The organism is Novosphingobium sp. P6W (assembly GCF_000876675.2).
In the GTDB taxonomy this organism is placed as follows: domain Bacteria; phylum Pseudomonadota; class Alphaproteobacteria; order Sphingomonadales; family Sphingomonadaceae; genus Novosphingobium.
In genome coordinates this window covers 2,725,385-2,740,248 of sequence record NZ_CP030352.1, presented here as the reverse complement: position 1 = coordinate 2,740,248, position 14,864 = coordinate 2,725,385, and the positions used below count along the sequence as shown (strand labels likewise).

Genomic DNA, 14,864 nt, shown 5'->3' with positions numbered 1-14,864 from the left:
TATGCCCGGTCGCACCGCCGCAAATAAGGCCCCGTCCAACGGACTGGATGCAACTGGTGGTCACTTTTGCTGTTGCTTCATTGCCGCTTCGCTGCGTTTCATTACCGAACGCGGGGAGGACATAGCAGGCTGGAGTTGTAGGATGGGCAGAATGATCATCGACGCCGCCACCAGCCTTGACGGGTTTTGGGCCGATGCACGCGGCCGCAGCGTCATGCGTACCGGCGACTTGCAAGGCTCAGGGCTATCGGGCCGTCTTGGCGATGTATGCGGGGCAGTGGTGATGAGCCGACGCTCGTTCGACCTGTCCGGCGATCCCAGTTGGATCGGAGAAGCCTACGCGGCGCAGACCCCTGTTTTCGTGGTCACCGACACTCCAGTCGCCAGCGTACCGGTCAATGGACCGCCGGGTCTGCGTTTTCTCGGTAGCTATGCCGCCGCTTTCGCCGCAGCAAGGGACGCCGCGGACGACCGCGCGGTTCTGGTGGTGGGCGAGGCGAGCGCCCTCAAAGCTGCCATGCGCACCGGCGAAGCGGACGAGATATGGCTGCGCATGACCGCGCGAACTCTGGGGCACGGCTCTGCGTTGTTCGAGGACGATATCCCGGTAGAGAACTACTTCGTTTCCGAGATGGAGACGACGCCCGACGCCGTCCACATGCATCTGGAAAAGCGTATCGGCGCCTGAGCCTGGGCTTGCCGCTTAGGCAGGCACGGCCTGCAGCGTCTCGCGTTTGTGGAGCGAGATCGTCACCAGGAAGATCGCGAGACCGCCCAGCGCCAGACCCGATCCGATCCACCCCGTCGAAGTCAGGCCGTAACCGGCGCTGATCGCCAGGCCGCCAAGCCATGGACCCAGCGCATTGGCCATATTGAAGGCGCTGTGGTGTGCCGCAGCCGCCAGCGCCTGCGCGTCGCCGGCCACGTCCATGAGGCGAGTCTGCAGGATCGTGCCCAGGCCGCCGCTGAAGCCGATCAGCAGGACCACCAGGCTCAGTGTCCAGATATTGCCCGCCAGAAGCGAAAACAGCGCCAGCGACACCGCGCTGAACAGCAGCGCGGCAATGGCTGCCTTGGTCTGGGCGCGGTCGGCGACCCAGGCCCAGAACAGGTTGCCGGCTGTCATGCCGACGCCGAAGATCGCCAGCACCGCCGGAACAAGGCGTTCGGACACGCCGGTCACTTCGATCATGGTCGAGGCGACGTAGGTGTAAACGCAAAATAGTCCGCCGAAGCCGATGGCGCCGGTCAACAGCGTCAGCAGCACTTGCGGACGGCGCAGCGCGCCCAGTTCGCGCAAGGGGCTTGCCGATGCATCGGCATGCTGGACGGGCGCATAGAGGGCGACGAGAGCCATCGTGATGACCGCGAGGACCGAAACCACCGCGAAGCCGCTGCGCCAACCCAGTTCCTGCCCGAGGAAGTTCGCCACCGGCACGCCGATGATGGTCGCCACGGTCAACCCGGACATGACCATCGCCACTGACTGCGCGCGCTTGTTGGCTGGCACCATCGAGGCGGCGACCAGCGCGGCGATGCCGAAATAGGCGCCGTGGGGCAGGCCGCTGACGAAGCGGCACACCAGCAGCAGCGGATAACTTGCGGCCATTGCCGAAATGCCGTTACCGATGGCGAAGATTGCCATCAGGGCAATCAGCAGCTTACGGCGCTCGATCTTGGCCGCCAGCACGGCGATGACCGGCGCCCCGACCACCACGCCCAGCGCATAGGCGCTGATCGCATGACCCGCTTCGGGTTCGCTCAAGCCCAGATCGCGGGCGAAGAAGGGCACAAGGCTCATCGCTGCGAATTCGGTAGTGCCGATAGCGAACGCACCCATCGCCAGCGCCAGGGTTACAAGCGCGGGATGTACGTGTTTGGTTTGTGAATGATTGGCCATGTTGCATTGCAAAATAGGGCCAGATGCCAATTAAGGCTACCCATCGCGAAAGCATCAAGCCCTTGCGTTTATCGCATTGCAAAAACCGGTTTGGGCAATCGCCCTGCCGGGAAAGAGTTGCGGCAGTGCCCCGGTCTTGCCCGCCCGCATGGGAGTAGGAAGGCCAGGGCGTCGCCAATTTCAGAACACAGGGTCGAAGCCGGGAGGCAGTTCGCCGGCACCAGTGCCGCCCGTGCCGTCTTCCTGGCCGGGGACGTGGATGCCGCATTCGGTCTTGTCCCAGCCCTTCCAGCGGCCGGAACGCGGGTCCTCGCCCGCTGCGACCTTGCTGGTGCAGGGCATGCAGCCGATCGAGGGATATCCTTCAGCCACCAGCGGGTGCGCAGGAAGGTCATGCTCTTCGATATAGGCGGCAAGGCGCTCGGGTGCCCAATCGATCAGAGGGTTGATCTTCAGGCGGCCCTGAGTGTCCGTCGTATCGATTTCAAAGCGCGGCAGGCTCGAACGGGTGGCGGCCTGAAACGATTTGCGGCCCGAGAACGAAGCGTCGAAGCCGGCGAGGGCCTTGGCCAGCGGCTTGACCTTGCGGATTTCGCAGCAGCCGTCGGGGTCCCACGACCAGCGCAGGCCATTCTCGTCCTTCTTGGCGATCTCGGATTCGTCCGGCACTAGATTGCGCAAGTCACGAAGGCCAAGGCGCGCGATCAGAAGATCGCGGTAAGCGAGCGTTTCGGGGAAGTGCTTGCCGGTTTCCAGGAAGAGAACCGGCACGGCGGGGTCCACTTGCGCGATGAGGTGCAGCAGCACCGCGCTTTCCGCACCGAAGCTGGACACGATCGCCACTTCGCCCGCCATGCGCTCCTTGATCAGCGTCTCGAGCATCTCGCTCGTGTCGCTGCCACGGAATAGGCGGTTGAGGCGCACCGCATCCGCCTCGGCGAAACGAGGGCCGGTGTCGATACGGTCGCGCGCCCGGATATCGGCGCGGCCGTTCTCAGCTTCGGTACGGAGCATTGGGTTATCCCTTCTGCCGGGCTCTCAAGCGGGGTGACGCTTCGCCCAGATCGCCTGGCGACCGTCCACGACGGTAGCCTGGTAGACATTGTCCCAGCGGGCGAAGGCGTTCTTCGCATCGTCGGGGTTGAGCGCCTTGTCGGGCGCGAAGGCATCGAAGCCGCAGCGCTGCAGGTGGCCAAGCATGTCGATCACCACATCGCCCACGGCGCGCATCTCGCCGGTGTATCCGGCTTCGCGCAGGAGGCGAGCCGACGAATAGCCGCGCCCGTCGGTCCAGGCCGGGAAGTTCACCTCGATCAGCGCCAGGCGGTCCAACTGCGGCAGCAGGGCGCGGGCATCGTCGCCCGGTTCGATGCGCACTGCGGTGGCGTTGGTCTGGGCGAAGCCGTCGGCAACGAAGGCATCCACGGTGACAGCGGCATCGTTGACGGCTTCGTCGTCACGGAAGCGGAACTGAACTTCAACCATAGATGGCCTCCTTGAACGGATCCATGCCGATACGGCGATAGGTGTCGAGGAAGCGCTCCTCGCCCTGCTTGTTGGCGAGGTAGACATCGGTGGCCTTTTCGACCGCATCGACCACGCCGTCCTCGTCGAAGCCGGGACCGGTGATCTTGGCGAGTGAAGTGTCCGCGCCTTCGCTGCCGCCGAAGGAGAGCTGGTAGTTTTCGACGCCCTTCTTGTCGACGCCCAGGATGCCGATGTGGCCGGCATGGTGGTGGCCGCAGGCGTTGATGCAGCCCGAGATCTTTAGCTTCAGCTCGCCGATCTGGGCCTGCCGTTCGGGCGAGGCGAAGCGCTGCGAAATCTTCTGCGCCAGCGGGATCGAGCGCGCATTGGCGAGGCTGCAATAGTCGAGGCCAGGGCAGGCGATGATGTCGCCCACGGTGTCGAGGTTCGGGGTGGCAAGGCCGGCTTCGTCGAGGGCCTTCCACACGGTGTAGAGGTCGGCCTTCTTCACATGCGGCAGGACGATGTTCTGCGCATGGGTGACGCGCAGTTCGTCGAAGGAATGGTCGCGGCCCAGGTCCGCCATCAGGCGAATCTGGTCGGCCGAGGCATCGCCGGGGATGCCGCCGATGGGCTTGAGGCTGATCGTGGCGACGATGTAGCCCGGCTGTTTGTGGGCCTGCGTGTTACGCTGCACCCAGAGGCGGAAATCGGGATCGGACAAGTCCAGATCATCGGATGCGCCGGCATCGAATGCGGGGTCGGTGAAGTGCGCCTTGATGCGCTCCAGCTCGGCGAGCAGGGGCTCGATCGGCTGGGTAAGCAGGTGGGCGAACTCTTCCTCGACCTGGCGCACATATTCGTCGCGGCCCAGTTCGTGAACGAGGATCTTGATGCGCGCCTTGTACTTGTTGTCGCGGCGGCCGTAGCGGTTGTAGACGCGCAGGCACGCCTCCGCGAACGTGATGAGCTGGTCCAGCGGCACGAAGTCGCGGATCATCGGCGCGATCATGGGGGTGCGGCCCATGCCGCCACCGGCGTAGAACTGAGCGCCGATCTCGCCGGCATCGTTCTTCACCATCTTGATGCCGATGTCGTGCAGGCGCATCGCCGCACGGTCCGTCTCGGACGCGATGACACAGATCTTGAACTTGCGCGGCAGGACCAGAAATTCCGGGTGGAAGCTGGACCACTGACGCAGCAGTTCGGCGTACGGGCGCGGGTCGATTATTTCGTCGGCAGCGGCGCCGGCGAACTGGTCCGAGCTGATGTTGCGGATGCAGTTGCCGCTGGTCTGGATGGCATGCATTTCCACCGTGGCAAGCTCGGCCAGAATGTCGGGCGTCTCGTCCAGCTTGATCCAGTTGTACTGGATGTTCTGGCGGGTGGTGAAGTGGCCATAGCCCCGGTCGTACTTGTCGGCGATGTCGCCCAGCAGGCGCATCTGCACCGAGTTGAGCGTGCCGTAAGGCACGGCGACGCGCAGCATGTAGGCGTGGAGCTGGAGGTACAGCCCGTTCTGCAGGCGCAGCGGCTTGAACTGGTCCTCGGTCAGCTCGCCCGAGATGCGGCGGCGGACCTGGTCGCGGAATTCGGCGACGCGCGTGTCGACCATCTGCTGGTCGTATTCGTCATATTTGTACATCAGATCACCCAGTTCACGGCTTGGGGGTCGGAGGGCTTGAGCGTCAGGTCGAGGCGCACGGTGGGACCAAGCGCGCGGATGCGCTCCTTGATATGTGCGGGGCGCACGCCCGTTTCGTCCTTCACGCCGTCCACCACATAAGCTGCAAAGACGTTCTGGACGCCTTCCTCGCGCGCGATGAGCGCGGCGCCGCTATCGGCCACGTCGGCACTGTCGTTCACATCGAGAGACCAGCCCACGCCGGTCCACCAGATGACGGCGCCGGACTTCAGGTCGTTGCCCGTCAGGATTTTCACTGTACTGCCTCCAGCGCGAGTGCGCGAATGGTGTTGTCCGCTTCAGCGGCGACGTGCCCGATAACGATAAGCGCCGGGCTTTGCACCCTCTCGCTTTCGACAAGGCCGGCAAGACCGGCGAGCGGCCCGCGCAGTACGCGCATGTCATTGCGCGTGGCCTTCTCCACCACGGCGACTGGCACGTCGGGGGCGAGGCCGTCGGCCATCAGCTTGTCCGAGATGTCGCCTGCGGTGGCAACGCCCATGAAAATTACCAGAGTGCGCCCCTTGCCGGCAAGGCCGGACCAGTCCTGATCCGAGAGGCCCTTGCACTGGCCGGCCACGAAAGTAACGATCGAGGCGTGGTCGCGGTGGGTCAGCGGGATCTGCGCAGCGGCGGCAGCGCCCAGCGCAGAGGTGATGCCGGGCACAACTTCCACCGGCACGCCGGCGGCCTTGCAGGCTTCGGCTTCTTCCCCGCCGCGCCCGAAGATAAAGGGGTCGCCGCCCTTGAGGCGCACGACGTCGTGCCCGGCAAGAGCCTCGCGCACGAGGAGGGCGTTGATCTCCTCCTGCTTCATGGTGTGGCGCGACCGGCTCTTGGCGACCGAGACGAGGCGGGCGCTGGGGCGGGCCATTGCCAGGATCGAAGGATCGACCAGTCCATCGTGCACGACCAGGCCCGCGCTCAGCAGCAGCCGGGCGGCGCGCAGTGTCAGCAGGTCGGGATCGCCCGGGCCCGCGCCGACGAGCCATACTTTGCCAATTGGGCCCTTGCGCTCATTCAAGACGCGGCCACCGGAGTCGGAATTCGATACCATGGTGGCGCAGATGGCGATCATTCCCGCCCTGCGCCAGCCAGAATGACTTTCGAAGGGCTAAGGGCAACTTTATAGCCGCTGCGTCACCGAAAGGCATCGCAGTGGGACAAACTGGCGGTAGGGACAAAAAAGCGCGTTTTTCTGCGACTCGGGAGCTTCATTAAGCTGCGTGCTAACCAAATCTTAACCGCACGAGTGGACATTTATGCAACCCAAGGAGGCGGTACTAATGCCGATTGCGGCCCATTTCGAAATAAACACGGCCAGCGACGGCTATTTCGGCGAAGAATCAGAAGGGCGACCGCGTCCCGAGCGGCGCAGGCTGCTTCTTACGACGCAGGGCGCACTCGAATCGGGCGTCGAAACATCTGTGACGATCCACAACTTTTCCGAAGGCGGCGTCCTGCTCGAAAGCCAGGTCTCACTGGAGATCGGCGAATCGATCGAACTGGAGCTTCCCGAGGCGCCCCAGGCGCGCGCGCGGGTGATTTGGTCGAGCGGGCGGCTTTATGGCTGCGCTTTCGATGCGCCAATTCCCGCTGCAACGCTCAGCGCGGCGAAGCTGCGCAGCGCCGTGCAGGGCGAACTGGGTGTGGCGCCGCCGCCTTCTCCCGCAGGGCCTTCCGCGATCGGGGGCGAGAGCTTGGGGGAGCGGTTGCACCGGCTGCGCAAGTTGCGCGGGCTTACACAGGGGGAACTGGCCAATCGGCTTGGCGTCAGCAAGCCGACCGTCTGGGCCTGGGAGCAGGGCCGTGCCCGCCCGATCGAAGACCGCATCGAGGCGATAGCTGAAGCGCTTGGCGTGGAGAGCGCGGATTTGCGCCCGAGCCGTACCGTGCCAGGCCTTTCCGATCTTATATCACGCTGCCGCGAGCAAATTGCCGCCGCTGTGGAGACGACCCCGGACAAGGTCCGCATCATGATCGAGCTTTGACCGGCTCAGGCTGATTCAACCCCAATTCCTCGTCCCAGTTGCCATTAACCTTAATTCAATGCTCGCCTTTGAATTTCCATATTCACGCCATCCTTAATCGATGGTAAACATCTTGATAAGAATAGATAAAGTGCAATCTAGTTAGCTAATAGAACTAATTGCGCTTTATTTAAGGTGTTGAGTTCGAAATTCATCGGAGAATTGTGATCCTGATCTGTTTGTTGAAAAACTATCGGATGGAATTGCAATCTGGTGATGGCCGATACGGCCCGAACTTTATCGAATCGTAGTGGGCATGGCATTCGGGACGCAGTCGGCATGGGCATGAATTTCACATTTCAGGAAAGCTCCGTCCTCTACGGCATGCTGGCCGAGAGTGCGACCGACGTCATTCTAAAGACCGACCCCAAAGGCTTCATCGTCCACGCAACCTCCGCGATCGCCGACCTTGGAATCCGGGTGCCAGGCAGCGAAGCCGGGCGCGAGGCAATTGCGCTGGTGGGGCCGCACCTGCTCGACCTGGTCGCGCCTGAAGCCAAGCAGCAGGTAGCCCGGGCCCATGCCCGCGCCATGGCGGGTGAGGACATCGACTGGATCGAATTCCCCGCCCTGGGCAATGACGAGCGCCGACGCTGGTTCGAAATCCGCCTGCGCGCACTGCTGCGTCATGACGGCGCGCCTTACGGCGTGCTGGGTGTCATGCGGAATGTCGATGAACTGCGCTCGCTGAGCGAACGGCTGTTTACGGCGACATACACCGATCCGCTGACCGGGCTCACCAATCGCACCGCCTTCATCTCGATGCTGGAGCACATGATGGAGGCCGGCATCGACGGCTGCTTGGCGCTTTTCAGCATCGACTTCTTTCGCACCATCAACATGCAATACGGCCAGAGCGTGGGCGACGAAGTGCTGACCGTCTTCTCCGACCTCCTGCGAGAGATGTTGCGTACCGAGGACATAATCTCACGCATCGGCTCCGAGCGTTTTGCGGTGATCTTGCCGCGCGTAACCGCAGCCGAGGCGGAAGGCATCTGCCGCCGGGTGGTGACGACATTGGCGGAACTGAAGCAGAAGGTCGGCACCAGTCACTTCGCAATGACCGCCAGCGCCAGCGTCGCGCGGATTGGCACCAGTCTCGATTCCACCATAGAGCGCGCCGAGATGGCGCTGTTCGTGGCCAAGGCCAAGGGGCGGAACCGGCTGGAAATGGAAAAGCCGGTACGCCTTGCGGTAGGGTGACCGGCGCACCTCGTTCGTATCCCGTAAGTAGGATGCGTGCGCTACCGCCCTATTTTCCAAGGGAACATTGGGGGCGATGGGCAATTCTCCATTTATAGATAATGGAGAAAGAAAATGGGTAAGGGAATTCTCTTGTGGCTTATCGGCATTCCCATTCCGGTCATTCTTCTGCTCTGGCTGTTTTTCCGATGAACTTCGTCGCAGCGTGGCAGGTTTCCTGACTCCGGGATGATATGATCGGCGTGAGCATATGGTTCATGCGCTCACGCCTGATCGTTTCGGTCCACTTTTCCACGCAGCGCTTCTATCAAATCGCGCATGGCCTCGGTGTCGCGCAGATTCAGATCGCGCTGGGGATAGGGCACGCGAATGCCGTTTTCCCGCATCAGCCGCCACAGGGTCTTCAGAACGTCAGACCGTACATTGCCTACGCCTTCTTCCGGATCGGTGATCCAGACATGGATCACGAAGGCCACGCCGTTTTCGCCGAAACTGTCCAGCCATACCGTCGGCGGGGGCGCCACAAGCACGCGTTTTACAGAGCGCGCGGCAGCCAGCATGAGTTCCTCGGCACGCTCGATATCGGTGGCGTAAGGGATCACCACCGGCACCTGAATACGCACGTTACGGCTGGAGTATGACCAGTTCTCGACCTGATTGATCATCAGGTTCTCATTCGGAATCAGGTATTCCTTCTGATCCCGAGTGGTGAGCGATACGGCGCGGATGCCGATGCGGCGGATCTGGCCGAAGGTGTACTGCCCGCCCTGGTCGGTGATGGCGATCACATCACCCGGCTTGATCGACTTGTCCATCAGCAGGATGATGCCCGCGATCAGGTTGCCGAAGGTCTTTTGCAGGCCGAAGCCGATGGCGAGGCCGAAGGCGCCGGAAAACACCGTTAGCGCGGTCAGGTCTATGCCCAGTACGTCGATACCGACGAGAATCGCCAAGCCCCAGATGAACAGGCTGACCATTTTTTCGGTCAGCAGCCGCTGCGTAAGATCAAGGCTGCTGGCGCGCGCAAGGATACGGCTCGACAAGCGGCTGGCGGCCCAGGCAGCCGAAATCAGCAGTGCCAGCACGGCGAGTACGACGAACAGGTCCCATACCGAGAAGCGCGTCGCGCCCACCTGCACAGCCAGCTTGTCGAGCGTATTGACCACATCGCCAATGGCATCGCTGCGCGAGGTGACCGCGTCCTTGATACCATCGGCGCCGGACATCGGTTGCGCCGGGATCACTCCCGCCGCGGCGGCGGGCGCTGGGGCCGCAGTCGCGGCGCGGGTAGTCGCGGCGAGGGCGGCCGGAGTTGTCATCCCTCCCGCCAGGCGGCGAGCGCCTGTTCGATGTCGGCGATAAGGTCGCCTGCATCTTCCAGCCCGATGGCAAGTCGTACGCCGTGGCTGTCGCCGGCGTCGAGCGGCTGGGGCGGCCAGGCCATGTGGCTGCGGCAGGTGGACGGATCGATCGGCACCACAAGGCTCTCGAACCCGCCCCAGGAATAGCCGATGCCGAACAGGGTGAGGGCATCGACGAAGCGGTTGCGCGCGGCTGCGGTGCCGCCCTTGAACGTGAAGCTGAAAAGGCCGCAGCCGCCGGAGAAATCGCGGCTCCAGATGTCATGCCCCGGCGCGCCGGGCAGCATCGGGCACAGCACTTGCGCTACTTCCGGCCTTTCTTTCAGCCACTCGGCAATGGCCAGCGCACTATCGGCTTCGTGGCGCAGGCGGAGGTGCAGGGTGCGCAGGCCGCGCAGGGTCAGCGCAGCGTCGTCGGGTGAAACCACGGTACCCAGCTGCTGCGCACGCTGGCGCAGCTTGGCGTAGAGTTCCGGCCCGGCGCTCGCGCTGCCCATCATCACGTCGGAATGGCCGCCAACATGCTTGGTGAGCGCCATCAGCGTAATATCGATGCCGCGTTCCAGCGCCGGAAAGCCCAGCGGTCCGGCCCAGGTATTGTCGAGCACCGAGACCGTCCCTTTTTCGCGAGAGATCCGGGCGAGTTCGGGCAGGTCGCACATTTCCATGGAGAGGCTGCCCGGCGCTTCCAGCAACACGGCGCGGGTCCGTTCGCAAAACAGGCTTTCGTAGCCGGCGATGTCCAGCGGGTCGAAGAAGCGCGGCTCGATGCCGAAATCTGTCAGCAGTCCGGTGCCCATGGCGCGGGTGGGGTCGTAGGCATTGTCGCTGATGAGCACGACGTCGCCCGGCCGCAGCAGGGTCAGCATGACCCCGGCGATTGCCGCGAGGCCCGAAGGGTAGAGGACGGTGCCCGCCGCTCCGGGCTCGATCGCGGTCAGCGCATCTGCCAGTGCCCACTGCGTGGGACCGCCGCGCCGGCCGTAGAAGAAGCGGCCGTCCTCGTTCGTGCGGGGGCCTTGAGCAAGCGCGGCGGTATCGGGGTAAAGATGCGTGCTGGCGCGCCAGACGGGCGGGTTGACCACCGGCCCGGTCCATTCGCTGCGCCGTCCGGCGCCGACGATCCGGGTCGCCGGGGCCTGAGGCAGTTTGGAAAGCTCGTGGAGGCGCTTGCTGGTGTCCAATGTCATCTCCGTGTGTCGGTAGGCAGACCCTAGGACATTTTGACGAGGCTGGGAATCGCCCGATATTCCGGGAGGTTGTCAGCCAGCGGCGCGGTGATGTTCGCCGGGCTGTAACGGGTAAGCCCGTGCACCTTCTACTTCGCGGGCGGCGAGTTCGCGGTGCTCGCGCGGGCCGGTGTCGAGGCGCAGCGGGGACAGACCCGCACCGCCGCCCTCAATACCTACGGTGTAGACGCGGCGCAGTGCGACGGCTTCGTTGATGAGATACATGCGCACCAGTGGTACGAAGAACGAGGCGGTGCCTTGCTGGAGGGGCCGGATGGCGGTCAGGGGCAACTGTATTTCGCCGGTCAGTGTCACGCTTTCACCGGCGGCGATGGGCGGGACGGACTTCAGGGCGGTCAGGACTTCCACGGGAGGCGCAAGCTGCTCTTCGGGCGACATCGAGCCGTGGGCGCCGATCATGTCTCCGAGCAACTGGCCGGCCGGCAGGTCGGTCGCTGCGGCTATGGTGAGGCGGTATTGGAGCGTCGCGTAGACCAGCGAAAGGCGCAGGCCTGCAGGCTCGAACGAAACTTCGATCCCTGCCGGTTCGACGGCAGGCGCAGGCGAAGTGAACGCCGGCTGAGGTGCGGCAGGCGCGGTCTTTGCCGGTGCTGCAGCGATTTCGGGCTTCCGAGCCGGAGCCGCAGCCGGAGCAATGGCAGCGGGTGAAGGGGCGACCTGTTCGGGTTCCTCCCATTCCTCTGCGTCAGGCCGGGCACGGCCACGGCGCAGGAGGAAGGCAAGTGCGCCCAGAACCAGGAGGGCCAGCGGCGCGGCCCACCACCAGAACGGCCAGCTTTCCTGCGCGGCCAGTGGCGCTGCAGCCGGCGCTTGCTCGGCCGCAGTGGGCTCGGCGGTCGGAGCGGCCACCGGGGCCTCGGGCGTAGCGGAGGCGGTCGGCGTGACGAGAGGCGCATCGGCGGTGGCGGCGGCCTCCGGCGTCGGCTGCGCCGTAGGCTCTGCGGAAGGCGCAGCGGCGCTGGGCGCCGGGCGAGGGCGAGCCGAAGGCTGCGCAGTGGGCGCGGGCGTGACGCGAACGGCGGGCGGGGCAGGCGGGGTGATCGTGGGTACGGCGCTGGGTGCCGGTTGCGGCTGGCTTTGCGGTTGGCCGGCGCGCTCGCCCGGCCGCACTACCGGGTTCGCGCCGTCGACCGGACCCTGCTCGCGCGAGGCGGTGGGCGCCGCCGTCGGCTCGGGCAAGCTCCAGGTACTGGCCGATTGCGCCAGTGCAGGCGATATTGCGGGCGCGGCCGTGAATACGGTCGCCGAAAGCACGGCTGCCGTAGCCGCGCGCGAAATGGTTCTGCTGTTGCCCCTCATGACCCTGCTACCGTCGCCCAATTCGCTGTGAACCGCGTGTTAATGCCCATGCTCACACGCGGCGAGCCGTTGCAAGCCCCCGTTGATCTAAAGCCGGGGGCGGCAGAGCATGCTTGTCTTGTCGATGGCTTGGCGGCATGGCTCTGGAATGAGCGATACACTTCCCCCCTCGACGCCGCCCGCTTCCATGCCGATGCATCTTGGCCAGCAGAGCGCCCTGCCTGCATCGCCGGAACAGGCAGTGCTGGATTACGTGCCGAACCCGCGCGTCGGCAGTCTTTATCTTGTGCGATTTGCCGCGCCTGAGTTCACATCGCTGTGCCCGGTCACCGGCCAGCCCGATTTCGCCCACCTGGTGCTGGACTATGCACCGGACGAGACGATCGTGGAATCCAAAAGCCTCAAGCTGTTTCTCGGCTCGTTCCGCAATCATTGCGGCTTCCACGAAGATGTCACGGTCGGCATCGGCCAGCGCCTGTTCGACGAAATGAAGCCCAGGTGGCTACGTATCGGCGGCTACTGGTATCCGCGCGGCGGCATCCCGATCGACGTGTTCTGGCAGTCTAGCGCCGCGCCTGAAGGCCTTTGGGTGCCGGATCAGGGTGTGCAGAGCTATCGCGGCAGGGGCTGATTAACGCGGTAAGGGCTGATTAAAACCCTGCGCTGGCGAACCTGGCGCCGTTGACCCGCGTCAGGTCGATCACGCCGCTGCCGATAGAGGCCATCTGGCGATTGCTCAGGCACTGGGCATAGACGGTGGGCGCTTCGGCGCGGCGTGCCGCGTCCGTTTCAAGCGCGGCGTCAATGCCGGCAGCGCATTGCTCGCGCGATTGATAAGTCTGGGCCGGAACGGCGGAAATGCGCTCGCAGGCCGTGCCATCGTCCGAACAGGCGAACAGGGCGAGGGCGAAGAGGGTTGCGCTCATGGTGAGTTCTCCTTCCTTGCAGAGAGAACGGACACGGGCGCTCATGTATCCCGGTTTGGCTCGAAATTTTTCCCGTCTGGCAGGATTTCTTGCTGGCCAAGGGCGATAACGGACTGGAACCGCACGGCCTGCCGCGCGTATTAGCCCCACTCATGGATCAGACCAAAGCCAAGCTCATCATCCGCCAGGCCACCGTCGCGGATGCCCCGGCCATCGCCCGCCTTTCAGTCAAAGTATACGGCAAGGCCGATGCCTTCACCCGTGCCGAGATTCGCGGCCAGCTCATCAATTTCCCCGAAGGCCAGTTCGTCGCCGAATATGAAGGCAAGGTGGCGGGCCACTGTGCGACGATGATCGTCACCGCCGACCTCGCCTTCAAGCCGCACACCTGGGAAGAGATCAGCAATGGCGGCTATGGCCGTCCGCCCGCACCCGAAGGCGACGTGCTTTATGGTTTCGAGGTTTGCGTCGATCCCGATTACCGCCGTCTGCGGATCGGCCAGCGCCTGTACCGCAAGCGTAAGGAAGTCTGCCAGTATTTCGAGTTGAAGGGCATCGCCTTCGCGGGCCGCATGCCCGGCTACTCGCGCCGCAAGCGCCAGTACCCCGATCCGGCCGATTACGTGCAGGCCGTGCGCGACAAGAAGATCCGCGATCAGGTCATCAACTTCCAGATCAACGAGGGCTACGAGCCGCGCGGGATTCTACCCGATTATATCCCCACCGACCGCGAGAGCGGCGGGAACGCGGTCATGATGTACTGGGTCAATCCGCTTGCCCCGCGCGATACGGGCAAGGCAGTCCCGGGCCTGAAGGAACGCGTGCCTTCGAGCGTGCGCGTGGCCACCGTCCAGTTCCAGATGCGCAAGATCGACACCATCGACCAGTTCGAGGAACAGGTAGAATACTGGATCGACGTCGCGGCCGACTACGAGAGCGATTTCGTTGTTTTCCCGGAACTGTTCACCCTCGAACTGCTCTCGATCGAAGATACGAAGCTGGAGCCGGTGGAAGCGATCGAGAAGGTCGCGACTTATACCGACCGCTTCGTCGAATTCATGCAGCGCATGGCGGTCAGCTACAATATTAACATCATCGGCGGCTCGCACCCCACCCGCGTCAAGCTGGGCGGCGGCAAGAGCGAGATTCGCAACATTGCCTACACCTTCCTGCGCGACGGCGCGGTGCACGAGACGCAGAAGCTGCACCCCACTCCATCCGAACGGCGCTGGTGGAACGTGCGCGGCGGCTACGGCGCCAACGTCATCCCGACCGACTGCGGACCGATCGGCGTCATGATCTGCTACGACAGCGAGTTCCCCGAACTGGCTCGCCATCTCGTCAACCAGGGCGCGCTGATGCTGTTCGTACCGTTCTGCACCGACGAACGGCGCGGTTACCTGCGGGTGCGCTACTGCGCGCAGGCCCGCGCGGTGGAGAACCAGTGCTACGTCGTGACCTCGGGCGTGGTGGGCAACCTGCCCAACGTCGAGAACATGGACGTTCACTATGCGGAAAGCGCCATCCTCACCCCGTCCGACTTCCCCTTCGCCCGCGACGGGGTGGCGGCGGACACCGCGCCCAATACCGAGACGATCGCCATCGCCGACCTCAGCCTCGATGCGCTGCTGACGGCGCGGCAATCGGGCGCCGTGCAGAACCTCAAGGACCGCCGTTTCGACCTGTACCGCGTGGAGTGGACCCAAACCCCGGGCGATTGATCTTGGGTGATATCGTTGGCCCG

Annotated in this window: 16 protein-coding genes; 6 read left to right on the top strand and 10 right to left on the bottom strand. The window is 64.1% G+C overall.

Features of this window, described 5'->3' with window-relative positions; all coding sequences use genetic code 11:
• Positions 1–151 precede the first annotated feature (151 nt).
• Positions 152–688, top strand: a complete 537-nt coding sequence (locus TQ38_RS13175; RefSeq protein ID WP_240197889.1) for a riboflavin biosynthesis protein RibD — start codon at positions 152–154, stop codon at positions 686–688.
• A 15-nt stretch (positions 689–703) separates the two neighbouring features.
• Here TQ38_RS13175 and TQ38_RS13170 read toward each other — a convergent pair whose 3' ends face one another.
• The 6 genes from TQ38_RS13170 to cobA all read right to left on the bottom strand — a co-directional run bounded on the left by TQ38_RS13170 (position 704) and on the right by cobA (position 6,108).
• Positions 704–1,900 carry an MFS transporter gene (locus tag TQ38_RS13170; RefSeq protein ID WP_043971006.1) on the bottom strand — a complete coding sequence of 399 codons (1,197 nt, stop codon included), beginning with the start codon at positions 1,898–1,900 and terminating at the stop codon, positions 704–706.
• A gap of 180 nt (positions 1,901–2,080) precedes the next feature.
• Entirely contained in the window at positions 2,081–2,914 is an 834-nt protein-coding gene (locus tag TQ38_RS13165) for a phosphoadenylyl-sulfate reductase (RefSeq protein ID WP_043971004.1), read from the bottom strand.
• A gap of 24 nt (positions 2,915–2,938) precedes the next feature.
• Positions 2,939–3,385, bottom strand: coding sequence for a DUF934 domain-containing protein (locus TQ38_RS13160; RefSeq protein ID WP_043971002.1), 447 nt, complete (start codon positions 3,383–3,385; stop codon positions 2,939–2,941).
• Positions 3,378–5,012 carry a nitrite/sulfite reductase gene (locus TQ38_RS13155; RefSeq protein ID WP_043971000.1) on the bottom strand — a complete coding sequence of 545 codons (1,635 nt, stop codon included), beginning with the start codon at positions 5,010–5,012 and terminating at the stop codon, positions 3,378–3,380. Before TQ38_RS13155 ends, TQ38_RS13160 begins: the two co-directional genes overlap by 8 nt.
• Positions 5,012–5,308, bottom strand: a complete 297-nt coding sequence (locus TQ38_RS13150; RefSeq protein WP_043970998.1) for a DUF2849 domain-containing protein — start codon at positions 5,306–5,308, stop codon at positions 5,012–5,014. The genes TQ38_RS13155 and TQ38_RS13150 overlap by 1 nt, the downstream gene beginning before the upstream one ends.
• Complete coding sequence (cobA, locus tag TQ38_RS13145) at positions 5,305–6,108, bottom strand: uroporphyrinogen-III C-methyltransferase (protein ID WP_043971729.1); 804 nt, start codon at positions 6,106–6,108, stop codon at positions 5,305–5,307. Before cobA ends, TQ38_RS13150 begins: the two co-directional genes overlap by 4 nt.
• A gap of 229 nt (positions 6,109–6,337) precedes the next feature.
• Between cobA and TQ38_RS13140 the strand changes: the two genes are divergently transcribed.
• Both TQ38_RS13140 and TQ38_RS13135 read left to right on the top strand, forming a co-directional pair.
• The gene (locus tag TQ38_RS13140) at positions 6,338–7,042 is read left to right on the top strand and encodes a helix-turn-helix domain-containing protein (RefSeq protein ID WP_082057517.1); all 705 of its coding nucleotides are present in this window, start codon (positions 6,338–6,340) and stop codon (positions 7,040–7,042) included.
• A 324-nt stretch (positions 7,043–7,366) separates the two neighbouring features.
• The gene (locus tag TQ38_RS13135) at positions 7,367–8,284 is read left to right on the top strand and encodes a GGDEF domain-containing protein (protein WP_240197888.1); all 918 of its coding nucleotides are present in this window, start codon (positions 7,367–7,369) and stop codon (positions 8,282–8,284) included.
• A 263-nt stretch (positions 8,285–8,547) separates the two neighbouring features.
• Here the strand turns inward: TQ38_RS13135 and TQ38_RS13130 are convergent, their stop codons facing one another.
• The 3 genes from TQ38_RS13130 to TQ38_RS13120 form a co-directional block, all read right to left on the bottom strand.
• The gene (locus tag TQ38_RS13130; protein ID WP_043970994.1) at positions 8,548–9,603 is read right to left on the bottom strand and encodes a mechanosensitive ion channel family protein; all 1,056 of its coding nucleotides are present in this window, start codon (positions 9,601–9,603) and stop codon (positions 8,548–8,550) included.
• On the bottom strand, positions 9,600–10,835 hold the full coding sequence (gene metC, locus TQ38_RS13125) for a cystathionine beta-lyase (RefSeq protein ID WP_043970992.1): 1,236 nt from the start codon (positions 10,833–10,835) through the stop codon (positions 9,600–9,602). The genes TQ38_RS13130 and metC overlap by 4 nt, the downstream gene beginning before the upstream one ends.
• A gap of 72 nt (positions 10,836–10,907) precedes the next feature.
• A complete protein-coding gene (locus tag TQ38_RS13120) occupies positions 10,908–11,744 on the bottom strand; it encodes a hypothetical protein (RefSeq protein ID WP_043970991.1) in 837 nt (278 codons plus the stop codon).
• A 31-nt stretch (positions 11,745–11,775) separates the two neighbouring features.
• On the opposite strand from TQ38_RS13120, the gene TQ38_RS13115 reads away from it, so the two are divergent.
• Positions 11,776–12,225: a hypothetical protein gene (locus tag TQ38_RS13115; protein WP_162792251.1), complete on the top strand. Its 450-nt coding sequence runs from the start codon at positions 11,776–11,778 to the stop codon at positions 12,223–12,225.
• Positions 12,226–12,342: 117 nt separating this feature from the next.
• Complete coding sequence (gene queF, locus TQ38_RS13110; RefSeq protein ID WP_043970987.1) at positions 12,343–12,825, top strand: preQ(1) synthase; 483 nt, start codon at positions 12,343–12,345, stop codon at positions 12,823–12,825.
• Between the two features lie 19 nt (positions 12,826–12,844).
• Here queF and TQ38_RS13105 read toward each other — a convergent pair whose 3' ends face one another.
• Positions 12,845–13,120 carry a hypothetical protein gene (locus tag TQ38_RS13105; protein ID WP_043970985.1) on the bottom strand — a complete coding sequence of 92 codons (276 nt, stop codon included), beginning with the start codon at positions 13,118–13,120 and terminating at the stop codon, positions 12,845–12,847.
• Positions 13,121–13,272: 152 nt separating this feature from the next.
• Here TQ38_RS13105 and TQ38_RS13100 point away from each other — a divergent pair, with 152 nt between their 5' ends.
• Entirely contained in the window at positions 13,273–14,841 is a 1,569-nt protein-coding gene (locus TQ38_RS13100) for a carbon-nitrogen hydrolase family protein (protein WP_043971726.1), read from the top strand.
• Positions 14,842–14,864: the final 23 nt, after the last annotated feature.

Excerpts from the sequence above, each read along its gene's own strand:
- TQ38_RS13105 (WP_043970985.1), bottom strand. The coding sequence starts at position 13,120 with ATGAGCGCAACCCTCTTCGCCCTCGCCCTGTTCGCCTGTTCGGACGAT.
- TQ38_RS13155 (WP_043971000.1), bottom strand. The coding sequence starts at position 5,012 with ATGTACAAATATGACGAATACGACCAGCAGATGGTCGACACGCGCGTC.
- queF (WP_043970987.1), top strand. The coding sequence starts at position 12,343 with ATGAGCGATACACTTCCCCCCTCGACGCCGCCCGCTTCCATGCCGATG.
- TQ38_RS13135 (WP_240197888.1), top strand. The coding sequence starts at position 7,367 with ATGAATTTCACATTTCAGGAAAGCTCCGTCCTCTACGGCATGCTGGCC.
- TQ38_RS13160 (WP_043971002.1), bottom strand. The coding sequence starts at position 3,385 with ATGGTTGAAGTTCAGTTCCGCTTCCGTGACGACGAAGCCGTCAACGAT.
- metC (WP_043970992.1), bottom strand. The coding sequence starts at position 10,835 with ATGACATTGGACACCAGCAAGCGCCTCCACGAGCTTTCCAAACTGCCT.
- TQ38_RS13100 (WP_043971726.1), top strand. The coding sequence starts at position 13,273 with ATGGATCAGACCAAAGCCAAGCTCATCATCCGCCAGGCCACCGTCGCG.
- cobA (WP_043971729.1), bottom strand. The coding sequence starts at position 6,108 with ATGGTATCGAATTCCGACTCCGGTGGCCGCGTCTTGAATGAGCGCAAG.
- TQ38_RS13140 (WP_082057517.1), top strand. The coding sequence starts at position 6,338 with ATGCCGATTGCGGCCCATTTCGAAATAAACACGGCCAGCGACGGCTAT.
- TQ38_RS13175 (WP_240197889.1), top strand. The coding sequence starts at position 152 with ATGATCATCGACGCCGCCACCAGCCTTGACGGGTTTTGGGCCGATGCA.
- TQ38_RS13165 (WP_043971004.1), bottom strand. The coding sequence starts at position 2,914 with ATGCTCCGTACCGAAGCTGAGAACGGCCGCGCCGATATCCGGGCGCGC.
- TQ38_RS13170 (WP_043971006.1), bottom strand. The coding sequence starts at position 1,900 with ATGGCCAATCATTCACAAACCAAACACGTACATCCCGCGCTTGTAACC.
- TQ38_RS13130 (WP_043970994.1), bottom strand. The coding sequence starts at position 9,603 with ATGACAACTCCGGCCGCCCTCGCCGCGACTACCCGCGCCGCGACTGCG.